This window comes from Amycolatopsis kentuckyensis (genome assembly GCF_002155975.1).
Lineage (GTDB): Bacteria > Actinomycetota > Actinomycetes > Mycobacteriales > Pseudonocardiaceae > Amycolatopsis > Amycolatopsis kentuckyensis.
The window spans coordinates 1-12004 of record NZ_MUMI01000339.1 but is presented as its reverse complement, the minus strand read 5'-3'; the positions used below and the strand labels follow the sequence as shown (position 1 = coordinate 12004).

Here is a 12004-nt window from a genome sequence, read left to right as displayed (position 1 = left end):
CGGCGCCGGGCGGCAGGGATCGGCGGGCGAACCGCCGGGAGTTCATCGGGTTCACGGGTGACCTCTTTTCCGACACGCCCGGCGGGCCGGACGGAACGGACACGACCCATTCCCGGGCACGCTGGAGTCGGCATTCCGCGGGGCGCCGTTACGGATCCCGGCCACCGCGGGCGAAATATCCGTTTCCCCGCTGAAAAACTCGTCCGTCCACAGAGGAATCGGTTAACGGACGGGCAAAAAAATTGCGCCGGAAATCCCGTCGCGGCCGGCCCGGGGACCGGCCCTTGACAGGGACGGCCTCCTCGCCGCATCCTGAACGATATCTCAGGGTTCCTGATATCCACGTCGCTCAGTGAGGAGTCGGACGATGACCGCAGTGGAGGAGCGGCCGGGCACCCGGCCGCGCCCGGACGTCGAACCGGGCCGGCTGTTCATCGGTGGCCGGTGGGTGGAGACCACGGACCGCTTCGACGCCGTGGACCCCGCCACCGGCCGGCCCCTCACCACCCTCGCCCGCGCGACGGCCGCCGACGTGGCCGCCGCGGTGGCCGCGGCCCGGCAGGCGTTCGAGGGCTGGGCGGCGACGCCGGGCCGGGAGCGGGCCCGGGTGCTGCACCGGGTCGCGGACCTGGTGCGGGCCCGCGCGGACGAGATCGCCGCCGTCGAGAGCGCCGACGTCGGCAAGCCCATCTCACTGTGCCGGGCCGTCGACGTCGAGACCGTCGCCGAGCAGTACGAGTACTACTCGGCCCTCGCCCAAGGCGTGGACGGCGCGACGCGGCAGATCCCGATCCCGTCGCACGCCTACACGCGTCGCGAACCGCTCGGCGTGGTCGCCGCGATCACGCCGTTCAACTTCCCGCTGATCCTGTCCACCTCGAAGATCGCGCCCGCGCTGGCCGCCGGGAACGCCGTGGTGCACAAGCCGGCCGAGGACACCTCGCTCAGCGCGCTGCTGATGGCCGGGCTGCTCGCCGAAGCCGGCGTGCCCGACGGCGTGCTCAACGTGGTCACCGGCTTCGGCCCGGAAATCGGCGAAACCCTGCTGAGCCACCCCGGCGTCGACAAGATCGCGTTCACCGGCTCGACCGCGGTCGGCCGGCACGCGGCGAGCGTGGCCGGGGAGCACCTCAAGCCGGTCACCCTGGAACTCGGCGGCAACGCGGCGCACATCGTGTTCGAGGACGCCGACGTCGAACCGGCGATCGCCGCGGTGATCAAGGCGTTCGTCTTCAACACCGGCCAGTTCTGCATGGGCGGGCCCCGGCTGCTCGTCGCCGACGCGCTGTACGACACCGTCCTCGGCGCGCTCGCCGAAGCCGTGCCCCACGTGCCGGTCGGCGACCCGTTCGACCCGGCGACCGTGGTCGGCCCGATGGCGGGCGAGCGGCACCGGGCGAAGGTCGAGCAGTACGTCGAGCAGGCCCGCGCCGACGGCGGCCGGATCGTCACCGGCGGCGGGCGGCCGGACATCGAGGGCGGGTTCTTCTTCCAGCCGACGGTGATCGCCGATCTCCCGGACGACTCCCGCGTGATCCAGGAGGAGATCTTCGGTCCCGTGCTCACCGTCCAGCGCTTCACGTCCGAAGACGAAGCGGTCGCGCTGGCCAACGGCACGCCCTACGGCCTCGCGGCCGGGCTCCAGACGACGAACCTCGCCCGCGCGCACCGCGTCGCCGCACGCCTGCAGGCCGGGATCGTCTGGGTCAACGACTGGGCGATGCTCGACCCCGCGATCCCCTTCGGCGGCGTCAAGGACTCCGGTTTCGGCCGCGAATACGGCCCCGAATCCCTCGACGCCTACACGCGCACGAAGTCCGTCGTCATCTCCCTCGCCTGAGCCCACCAGGAGCATCCCCATGTCCCCCACGAGAACCACCGCGGCCGTCGTGGAGTCCGCCGGCTCCGGCTTCACCCTCGGCGAAGTGGCCCTCGACGAGCTCCGCCCGGACGAGGTCCGGGTCCGGATCGTCGCCACCGGCGTCTGCCACACCGATCTCGGCGTCGCCGCCGGCGCCCTGCCCTTCCCGCTGCCCGGCGTGCTCGGCCACGAAGGCGCCGGGATCGTCGAGGAGGTCGGCACCGCGGTCACCCGCGTGCGGGCCGGCGACCGGGTCCTGCTCAGCTACACCTCGTGCGGCGGCTGCGCGAACTGCCGCGGCGGCCACCCCGCCTACTGCGAGACCTGGCTGCCCGCCAACCTGCTCGGCGGGCAGCGCCCGGACGGCACCACCCCGATCTCCCGCGACGGCACCCCGATCGGCGGCCACTTCTTCGGCCAGTCCAGCTTCGCCGGGCACGCCGTCGCCGACGAGCGCAGCGTCGTCAAACTTGCCGCCGACGCGCCGCTGGACCTGCTGGCCCCGCTCGGCTGCGGGATCATGACCGGCGCCGGTGCCGTGTGGAACGTCCTCGCCCCGCGCCCGGGCGCCACGCTGCTGGTCACCGGCGCCGGCGCGGTCGGCCTCTCGGCGGTGATGGCCGCCCACCTGACGCCGGCGACCCGGATCATCGCCGTCGACCGCGTAGCGGCACGGTTGGCGCTGGCCCGCGAGCTCGGCGCCACGGACACGATCGACACCAGCGCCGAAGACCTCGCCGAAGCGGTCGGGAAGCTGACCGGCGGCCGCGGCGTGGACGGCGTCGTCGAGACCACCGGCAACGCCGGGGTCCTGGGGACGGCGATCGGCGGCTTGGCCGCGCGCGGCACCGCGGTCGTCGTCGGCGCGCCCGCGTTCGGCACGACGGTGCCGGTGGACGTCAACTTCCTGCTCCCCGGACGGCACGTCGTCGGCCTGACCATGGGTGACGCGGACACCCAGGCGCTGGTGCCGACCCTGGCCGAACTCGTCGCCACCGGGCGGTTCCCCCTCGAAAAGCTGGTCACGCACTACGAGTTCGGGCAGATTCAACAGGCAGTGGACGACATGCTCGCCGGTACGACGATCAAACCGGTGCTCCGCTGGTGAAGGAGGCAGCAGTGAACCTGCCCGATTTCGGCTTGGGCAGCTGGCCCGCGCGGCGGGCGCGGATCTCGCCGGACCGCACCGCGCTGGTGGAGGCCGGCCGGTCGCTCACCTACGCCGGGCTCGCCGATCGGGTGCGAAGGCTCGCCGGCGCGCTGAGCCGGCGGGGTGTCCGGCCGGGCGACCGCGTGGCCTACCTCGGCGTCAACGCCATCACGGTGTTCGAGACGCTGTTCGCCACCGCCCGCTGCGGCGCGATCTTCGTCCCGCTCAACTACCGGCTCGCCCCCACCGAGATCCGGTACATGCTCGACGACAGCGGCGCGTCGGTCCTCGTGCACAGCGCGGACACTGCCGACCTCGTGGCGGCGGCCGGTGGGCTTCCGGACGGCGTCGTCCTCGCGACGGACCCGGCCGAGGGGGACTTCGAAGCGGCGATCGCCGAGGCCGGGCCACCTCCGGACACCGCCGTCCGGCTGGAGGACCCCTGCCTGCTGCTCTACACCTCCGGCACCACCGGACGGCCGAAAGCGGCGGTCCTCACCCACGGCAACCTCACCTGGAACACCGTCAACCAGCTGGCGCACCTCGACGTCCTGGGCTCCGACAAGGCGTTGTGCATCGCGCCGCTGTTCCACTGCGTCGGGCTGGGCCAGATCACGCTGCCGACGCTGTTCAAGGGCGGCAGCGTGGAACCGGTGGCCAAGTTCGACCCGGGCACCATCCTCGCCCGGATCGGCGAGGCCGGGATCACCAGCTTCTCCGCGGTGCCGACGATGCTCGAGATGATGTGCCGCCACGAGGACTGGGAGCGCACCGATCTGAGCTCGCTGACCTGCGTGCTCTACGGCGGGTCGCCGGTGGCCGAGCGCGTCGCCCGCGCGTGGCTCGACCGCGGCGTCAAACTCCTGCAGGGCTACGGCATGACCGAGGCCTCACCGGGTGTCTCGATGGCCACCCACGAGGGCACGCTCGACCACCCGGTCGCGGCCGGGGTGCCGCACTTCTTCACCGACGTGGCCGCGCTCGGCCCCGATCTCACGCCGCAGCAGCTCGACGGGACCCCCGCCGAGCTGCTGGTGCGCGGCCCGCACGTCTTCGGCGGCTACTGGAACCGGCCCGAGGAGTCGGCGGCGAGCTTCGTCGAGGGCGACTGGTTCCGCACCGGTGACGTCGTCCGCGTCGACGACGACGGCTGGGCCCACGTCGTCGACCGGGTCAAGGACATGATCATCTCCGGCGGGGAAAACGTGTACCCGGCCGAGATCGAAGCGGTCGCCGTCCGGCTCGACGCGGTCGACGCCTGCGCGGTGGTCGGGGTGCCCGACGAGCGCTGGGGCGAGGCCGGCGCGGCCTTCGTCGTGGTCCGCCCCGGCGCCGAGCTGGACGAACCGCGGTTCCGGGCGCACCTCGAACAGCACCTGGCGCGCTACAAGGTCCCGAAGCACGTGCAGTTCACCGATACCTTGCCCCGCAACGCCACCGGCAAGATCCGCCGGGTCGAACTGCGCACCCTGGCCGCCGAAACCTTCACGAACGGACCCGCATGACCACCCCTCTCCTGCCCCCTTCACTGCGCCTGGAGCTGCGGGACGACATCGCCGTGCTGTGGCTGGCCCGTCCCGAGAAGCGCAACGCCCTCGACGACGCGACCGTGCTCGGCCTCGAGACGTTCTTCGGCTCCCCGCCGCCGGGGATCAAGGCGGTCGTGCTCGACGCGGTCGGCGACCACTTCTCCGCCGGGCTGGACCTGTCCGAGCTCACCGAGCGCGACGCGTTCGAGGGCCTGGAGCACTCGATGATGTGGCACCGCGCCTTCGAGCGGCTCGAACGCGGGCGGGTCCCGGTGGTCGCCGTGCTCAAGGGCGCGGTCGTCGGCGGCGGCCTGGAACTGGCGGCCGCCGCGCACATCCGCGTCGCGGAGCCCTCGGCGTTCTACGCGCTGCCGGAGGGCCAGCGGGGGCTGTTCGTCGGCGGCGGGGCGTCGGTGCGGGTGCCGCGGCTGATCGGCGCGCACCGGATGGCCGACATGATGCTCACCGGCCGCGTGCTCGACGCCGACGAGGGGCACGCCGCCGGGTTGTCGCACTACCGCGTCGAAAACGGCCTGGAGCACGCGCTCGGCCTGGCCCGCAAGATCGCGGACAACTCGCCGATCACGAACTTCGCCGTCCTGCAGGCCCTCCCCCGCATCGCCGAGGCCAACCCGGCCGAGGGGTACCTGATGGAGGCGCTGATGGCCGCGGTCGCCGGCGGCAGCGCCGAAGCGAAGGAGCGGATGCAGGCGTTCCTCGAGAAGCGCGCCGGGAAGGTCGGCCGATGATCCTGCGCCCGGTCGCGCCCGACGTCCGCGAGACCACCGAGATCGGCCGGTACCTGCGGTGGCTGGAAGCCCGCGGGCACTTCTTCGACGACTACGCGGCCCTGCACCGGTGGTCGGTGACCGACCTCGACGCCTTCTGGTCCTCGATCAAGGACTTCTTCGGCGTCCGCCTGCACACCCCGGCCACCGCGGTGGTGCCCGACCGGGCCATGCCCGGCACGGCGTGGTTCCCCGGCGCCACCCTGAACTACGCCGAACACGCCCTCGGCCACGGGCCCGACACCGCAGCCGCGGTCATCTCCTACTCGCAGACACGGGAACGCACCGAGCTCACCTGGGCGCAGCTGCGCGACCAGGTCGCGCGCGCCCGCGCGGGCCTCGCCCGGCTCGGGGTCGGCCGCGGCGACCGCGTGGTCGCGTACCTGCCGAACATCCCGGAAGCCGTGGTCGCCTACCTCGCGGTCGCGAGCCTGGGCGCGATCTGGGCCTCCTGCGCCCCGGAGTTCGGCGCCCGGTCGGTGGTGGACAGGTTCGGCCAGATCGAGCCGCGGGTGCTGCTGACCGTGTCCGGCTACCGCTACGGCGCCAAGGACGTCGACCGCCGCGCCGAGGTCGCCGAAATCCGCGCGGGCCTGCCGACCGCCGAGCACGTCGTGCACGTCCCCTACGGCGGCCACGACCTGCCCGGCACGCTCGCCTGGGCCGACCTGCTGGCCGATAGTGCCCCCGGGTTCGAGCCGGTCGGCTTCGCGCACCCGCTGTGCGTGCTGTTCTCCTCCGGCACCACCGGCAAGCCGAAGGCGATCGTGCACGGCCACGGCGGCATCCTGCTGGAGCACCTCAAGAACCACGGCCTCAGCTGGGACCTGCGCCCGGGCGACCGGATGCTGTGGTTCTCCACCACCGCCTGGATGATGTGGAACGCGCTCGTCTCCGGGTTGCTCACCGGCGCGTCGATCGTGCTGGTCGACGGCAACCCGCTGCACCCGGACCTGGCCTGGCAGTGGCGCCTGGCCGAGGAGACGCGGGCGACGCTGATGGGCGCGAGCCCGGGCTTCCTGATGGCGTGCCGGAAAGCGGGCCTCGACCCGGCCGCCGAGTACGACCTGTCCGCGCTGCGGCAGCTCGGCGCGGCCGGCAGCCCGCTGCCCGCCGAGGGCTTCCACTGGGTGCACGAGCGGTTCCCGGGCGTGCTGCTCAACGTCGGCAGCGGCGGCACCGACGTGTGCAGCGGCATCGTCCAGGGCAGCCCGCTGCAGCCGGTCCGCGCGGGCGAGATTTCCGGCCCCTGCCTCGGTGTCGACGCGAAGGCCTTCGACGAGCACGGGGCCCCGGTGGTCGGCGAGCTGGGCGAGCTGGTGATCACCGCCCCGATGCCGTCCATGCCGGTCGGGTTCTGGGGCGACTCCGGGGAGCGCTACCGCGAGACGTACTTCTCGACCTATCCCGGGGTCTGGCGGCACGGCGACTGGATCCGGTTCACGCCCGAGGGCAGCTGCGTCATCGCGGGCCGCTCGGACGCCACCCTCAACCGCGGCGGCGTCCGGCTGGGCACCGCCGAGTTCTACGCCGTCGTGGAGGAGCTGCCGGAGATCGAGGACTCCCTCGTCGTGCACCTCGAAGACCCGGCGGGCGGCAACGGCGACCTCCGGCTGTTCGTGGCGCTGCGGTCCGGCGCCGAACTCGACGACGCCTTGCGCGGCAGGATCGCTTCGGCGTTGCGGAGCGCGCTCTCCCCGCGGCACGTGCCGGACGCGATCACCGCCGTGCCGTCGATTCCCCGCAACCGCACCGGGAAGAAACTGGAGCTGCCGGTGAAGAAACTCCTGCGCGGTGCCCCCGTCGGCGAGGTCGTCGGCCGGGACGTGCTGGCCGATCCGACGTCCCTCGACGCCTTCCTCCTGGAGCGCGCATGACGACCGTCGCGATCATCGGCACCGGGGTGATCGGGGCCGGCTGGACCGCTCTTTTCCTGGACCGGGGCTTCGACGTCATCGCCACCGATCCGGCGCCCGGCGCCGAGGAGCGGTTGCGGAGTGCGCTCGGAAGCGCGCCGGCCGATCGGCTGCGGTTCGCCGCCGACGCCGGCGAAGCGGCCGCCGCCGCCGATTTCGTCCAGGAGAACGGGCCGGAGCGCGAGGACGTCAAGCACGCGCTGTTCGCCGTCCTCGACGAGGCCGCGCGGCCGGACGTGATCCTGGCGAGCAGCTCGTCCGGGCTGCTGCCGAGCGTCATCGCCCGCGGCTGCCCGCACCACCCCGAGCGGGTCGTCGTCGGGCACCCGTTCAACCCACCGCACCTGATCCCGCTCGTCGAGGTCGTGCCGGGCCGCGACACCGCGCCGGAGGTCGTGGACCGGGCCATGGCGTTCTACTCCTCGGTCGGGAAGCGGCCGATCCGGCTGACCCGGGAGGTGCCCGGCCACGTCGCGAACCGGCTGCAGGCCGCGCTGTGGCAGGAGGCGTACTCCCTCGTCGAACGCGGGGTCGCGACGGTCGCCGACATCGACGCCGCCATCGCGCACGGGCCCGGCCTGCGCTGGGCCGTGCTCGGCCCGTTCGCCAACCAGCACCTCTCCGGCGGCGCGGGCGGGCTCGCGCACGTCCTGCGCCACCTCGGCCCGCCCACCGAAGAGTGGTGGCGCGACCTCGGCCGCGTCCACCTGACGCCGGAACTCGCCGAGACCCTCGTCGCCGGCGTCGACGCGGAACTGGCCGGCACCGACCACGACCGGCTCGTCGCCGCCCGCGACGCCGTCCTCGACCGCCTGCTGGCCGCCAAGGCCGCGCAGCCCGACCTGCCCTGACCTGGAGCTCCTCGTGGACCTTTCCTCCCTGACCGCCATCGACGTCCACACCCACGTCGAGCAGGACGGCCACGGCTGTTTCGCCCTCGACCGGGAACTGCTGAACGCGTCGGAGAAGTACTTCCGCGCCGGCCAGGACCGCACGCCGACGGTGACCGCGATCGCCGAGCACTACCGGGCCCGGAACATGGCCGCCGTCGTCTTCACGGTCGACGCGCCGGCCGCCACCGGGCACCCGGCGCTGTCGAGCGAGGAGATCGCCGACGCGGCCGCCGAGCACGCCGACGTGCTCATCCCGTTCGGCTCGGTCGACCCGCACGCCGGCAAGGCCGCCGTGCTGCGCGCGCGGCGGCTGGTGGGCGAGCACGGGGTGCGCGGGTTCAAGTTCCACCCGAGCCTGCAGGCGTTCGAGCCCAACGACGTCCGGTACTACCCGCTCTACGAAGCGATCGCGGAGCTGGGCGTGCCGGCCCTGTTCCACACCGGGCAGACCGGCATCGGCGCGGGCCTGCCGGGCGGGCACGGCATCAAGCTGCGCTACTCGAACCCGATGCTGCTCGACGACGTCGCCGCCGACTTCCCGGACCTGACGGTGATCCTGGCGCACCCGTCGGTGCCGTGGCAGGACGAAGCGATCTCGGTCGCGACGCACAAGGCGAACGTGTACATCGACCTGTCGGGCTGGTCGCCGAAGTACTTCCCGCCGCAGCTGGTGCGCGCGGCCAACACGCTGCTCAAGCGGAAGGTGCTGTTCGGCTCGGACTTCCCGGTGATCACCCCGGACCGCTGGCTCGCCGACTTCGCCGAACTCGAGATCAAGGACGAGGTGCGGCCGCTGATCCTCAAGGACAACGCCATCGGCGTACTCGGGCTGGCTTGAACGCCGGATAACGTTTGTCCGCTACGTCCCCGGGCATCCGCAGCCTTCCAGCACTCACGATGGGAGGCGGCGTCGTGGCGGAGGGTGACGTGCACACCTACTACGAGGACGGGCTGTGGAAGAACCGCGTCGAAGGCGGCCGCCGGGCGTCCAACACCTCTCCCCGCCGTGTCGACGCCGTCCTGGCGGGGCGGCAGATCGCGCGGAAGCGGCGGGTCGGGCACTTCGTCCACACGCCGGAGGGCGAGGTCGAGACCGAGCGCGACTACCGGCCCCGCCGCACGGCGCGCTGACCTTCGTCGCTCCAGGTGTAACGGAACACCCGTTCGGACGATAGCCCGTTCGTGTCCGGGGACGCCCCGGCCTTCACGAACGGACTACCCATGCCTCGCCTCCGCCTGGTCGCGTTCCTCGCGGCCGGATCCCTCGCTCTCGCCGGTTGCTCGGGCACCCCGGCCACGCCCACGCCGGCCGCGGCCGGCACGACGACGCCCCCCGCGTCCACGGCTCCGGCGGCCCCGGCCCTCGACGCCACCAAGGTGGGCGCGGCGATCACCGACGCCGCCAAGCAGGCTTCCGCCGTGCACGTCAAGGGCACGATGAGCCAGGAAGGCAGCGCGATCAACCTGGACCTGCAGCTCAACCCGGACAGCGCGAGCGGCACGGTCGTCAAGGACGGGCTCGAGATCCCGGTGCTGCGGATCGGCGACAAGTACTACTTCAAGTTCACCGAGTCGCTGGTGAAGCAGGCCGGCGCCCCCGCCGCGGCGGCCAAGCAGCTCACCGGCAAGTGGGTGTCGTCGGCGGCCAAGGTCGGCCAGGGCATCGGCGACGCGTTCAAGATCTTCCTCGACTACAAGTCGTTCACCGAGGGCACGCTGGGCGAGCTGCAGAAGACGACGTTCAAGCCGGGCGAGGCCACGACGCTGGCGGGCGCGCCGGCGCTGAGCTTCGCGAGCTCGGACGGAACGGCCACGGTGGCCGCGACGGCACCGCACTACCTGCTGCGCATGTCGGACCCGAAGAACGGCGCCATGGAGTTCAGCGACTGGAACAAGCCGACGACGGTCTCCGAGCCGCCGGCCGCCGAGATGTACTCCGGCCCCGGTTCCTGACGCCTCTCGCGGGAAAGGCCGTCGCCGGGTGCCCCGGTGGCGGCCTTTCGCCGTTCCCACGGGCCGGCAGACCCGCGAGCACGCGCCGGCGCCTCCTCAGTCCACCGGCCGGCGCCGGGCCCGCGCGCTCGCTGCCGACCTCACCCCGGCGGCATGCCGCCGCGGTCGGGGTCCTCTTCGTCACTGTCGTTCGCGCGGGGCTCCTGGTCGCGGACCGTCGGCTCGGTGTGCTCGCCGGCGATGTCGGCGTCGGCTTCCATGCTCTCGGCGGTCACCGGGTCGATTTCGGGAGTGCTCATCGCTTCCTCCGATCGGGCGAAACCGGGGCATACCCGGCGGCACGGGCGGCGAAACGCGTTTGCCCGCCGCGTCGCCGGGCATGCCGCCCGGCGGGTCCCCCGGCCGAGGGGCCCGCACCGAATCGGAGGAAGCGACCATGGCATCGATGGAGACCGAGGTCCGGCGAACCCCGCGCCAGCTTCTCGCCGCGATCGTGGGAGTGGTTTTCCTGCTGGTCGGCGTGCTGGGGTTCATCCCCGGCGTGACGACGCACTACGACATGCTGACCTTCGCCGGGCACGGTTCCGGCGCCCTGCTCCTGGGCATCTTCGCCGTTTCGATCCTGCACAACATCGTGCACCTCGCCTTCGGCGTCGCCGGGCTCGCCCTGGCCCGGACCGCGAGCGGCGCCCGGGCGTTCCTCGTCGGCGGTGGGGCGATCTACCTGGTCCTGTGGCTCTACGGCCTGCTGATCGACCACGGCAGCGCGGCCAACTTCGTCCCGGTCAACACCGCCGACAACTGGCTGCACCTCGGACTGGGCGTCGGGATGATCGCGCTCGGCCTGATCCCGCTGGGCGCCACGCGCGGGCCCGTCGCCGACTCGCGGTGACCGGGCACCGGGCCGGACGACCGGTTCACGGCCGCCCGGCCCGGCTCCCCGCGTAGGCCCGCTCCCGCAGCCGCCCCAGCCAGTCCGGGGCGAACTCCAGCCCGCCGGGGCGGTTCCGCATCGGATCGAACGGCGGCGCGTCCCCGCCCGGCTCCGTCAGCGTCAGCACGGCGCTGTCGCACCAGCGCCCGTCCTCGCGGCCGGTCCGGAGGACGAACTCCCACGCGCCCGCCGCGCGCGCCGCCTCGAGGGAAGCTTCGACCCGGGGCGACGACGCCCACGCCCCCAGCCAGACGAGCCGGTCGGCCCGGCGGTACGGCACGAGGCTGCTGTAGGCCCCGGCCGTCCACGCGGCCGCCGGCCGGGGCAGCATCCGCCCGAGGTGACCGCTGCCCGCCGTCGTCAGCAGGATGTCCCACGGCCCGCCGTCGCGGCCCGCACCCGGGATCCGCACCGCCAGGCCGAGCGCGTCGGGCAGTCGCCCGGGCGTGCCGGCGCCCTTGGACAGCCGCGCGACGACGGGAGCCGGCCCGGCCGGCCAGGGCAGGTCGTCCGCGAGCGCCCGGAGTTCGCCGCGCAGCACCACGCCCACCGGGTGGAAGGCCGGGGCGCGCCGCAGCGCCGCCAGCCCGCGGAAGCCTGCCGAGACGAGGCCGGTCATGTGTACGTCCCTCCGGGACGGGGTATCCGGATCACCCCTCCCGGTACCCGCGCGGAGCACCGGGAAACCCGCACCGACCTCAAGGAGCCCGTCATCGCCACCGCGGTCCTGTTCGACGTCGACGGCACGCTCGTCGACTCCAACTACCTCCACGTCCACGCCTGGCGCCGGGCGTTCCACGAGCTCGGCCGGAACGTCGACTCCTGGCGCGTGCACCGCGCGATCGGCAAGGGCTCCGGCAAGCTGCTGCGCACCCTGCTGGGCGAAGAAGACGCCGGCCGCGTCGGCGACCGGGCCAAAGAGCTGCACAGCCGCTTCTACCTGGAGACCGCCGACCTGCTGCGGCCGTTCGACCGCGCCC

The 12004-nt window shown here is 73.2% G+C and carries 13 protein-coding genes; 11 read left to right on the top strand and 2 right to left on the bottom strand.

What is annotated here, in order from left to right; translation table 11 throughout:
• Positions 1-367 precede the first annotated feature (367 nt).
• The 9 genes from CCN39_RS30180 (at position 368) to CCN39_RS30140 (ending at position 10090) form a co-directional block, all read left to right on the top strand.
• Entirely contained in the window at positions 368-1840 is a 1473-nt protein-coding gene (locus CCN39_RS30180) for an aldehyde dehydrogenase family protein (protein ID WP_086847700.1), read from the top strand.
• 19 nt (positions 1841-1859) lie between these two features.
• Positions 1860-2969: an NAD(P)-dependent alcohol dehydrogenase gene (locus CCN39_RS30175; protein WP_086847698.1), complete on the top strand. Its 1110-nt coding sequence runs from the start codon at positions 1860-1862 to the stop codon at positions 2967-2969.
• A gap of 11 nt (positions 2970-2980) precedes the next feature.
• Positions 2981-4516, top strand: coding sequence for an acyl-CoA synthetase (locus CCN39_RS30170; RefSeq protein WP_086847696.1), 1536 nt, complete (start codon positions 2981-2983; stop codon positions 4514-4516).
• Positions 4513-5289 (top strand): crotonase/enoyl-CoA hydratase family protein, encoded by a 777-nt coding sequence (locus CCN39_RS30165; RefSeq protein ID WP_086847694.1) that lies wholly within the window; start codon positions 4513-4515, stop codon positions 5287-5289. The genes CCN39_RS30170 and CCN39_RS30165 overlap by 4 nt, the downstream gene beginning before the upstream one ends.
• Entirely contained in the window at positions 5286-7205 is a 1920-nt protein-coding gene (locus CCN39_RS30160; RefSeq protein ID WP_086847692.1) for an acetoacetate--CoA ligase, read from the top strand. The genes CCN39_RS30165 and CCN39_RS30160 overlap by 4 nt, the downstream gene beginning before the upstream one ends.
• Positions 7202-8095 carry a 3-hydroxyacyl-CoA dehydrogenase NAD-binding domain-containing protein gene (locus CCN39_RS30155; protein WP_086847689.1) on the top strand — a complete coding sequence of 298 codons (894 nt, stop codon included), beginning with the start codon at positions 7202-7204 and terminating at the stop codon, positions 8093-8095. The genes CCN39_RS30160 and CCN39_RS30155 overlap by 4 nt, the downstream gene beginning before the upstream one ends.
• A 13-nt stretch (positions 8096-8108) precedes the next feature.
• Positions 8109-8975: a 4-hydroxyphenyl-beta-ketoacyl-CoA hydrolase gene (gene couO, locus CCN39_RS30150; RefSeq protein WP_086847687.1), complete on the top strand. Its 867-nt coding sequence runs from the start codon at positions 8109-8111 to the stop codon at positions 8973-8975.
• Positions 8976-9049: 74 nt separating this feature from the next.
• Positions 9050-9268: a DUF2188 domain-containing protein gene (locus tag CCN39_RS30145; protein WP_086847685.1), complete on the top strand. Its 219-nt coding sequence runs from the start codon at positions 9050-9052 to the stop codon at positions 9266-9268.
• Positions 9269-9358: 90 nt separating this feature from the next.
• Complete coding sequence (locus tag CCN39_RS30140; protein ID WP_086847683.1) at positions 9359-10090, top strand: hypothetical protein; 732 nt, start codon at positions 9359-9361, stop codon at positions 10088-10090.
• Between the two features lie 140 nt (positions 10091-10230).
• On the opposite strand, the gene CCN39_RS50825 is transcribed toward CCN39_RS30140, so the two are convergent.
• Complete coding sequence (locus CCN39_RS50825) at positions 10231-10389, bottom strand: hypothetical protein (RefSeq protein ID WP_167455222.1); 159 nt, start codon at positions 10387-10389, stop codon at positions 10231-10233.
• Between the two features lie 137 nt (positions 10390-10526).
• Between CCN39_RS50825 and CCN39_RS30135 the strand changes: the two genes are divergently transcribed.
• Complete coding sequence (locus CCN39_RS30135) at positions 10527-10982, top strand: DUF4383 domain-containing protein (protein WP_086847682.1); 456 nt, start codon at positions 10527-10529, stop codon at positions 10980-10982.
• Between the two features lie 25 nt (positions 10983-11007).
• Here CCN39_RS30135 and CCN39_RS30130 read toward each other — a convergent pair whose 3' ends face one another.
• Positions 11008-11643, bottom strand: a complete 636-nt coding sequence (locus CCN39_RS30130) for a catalase family protein (protein WP_086847680.1) — start codon at positions 11641-11643, stop codon at positions 11008-11010.
• Here CCN39_RS30130 and CCN39_RS30125 point away from each other — a divergent pair.
• On the top strand, positions 11644-12004 hold a 361-nt coding region (locus tag CCN39_RS30125), incomplete at its 3' end, for an HAD family hydrolase (protein WP_244211069.1).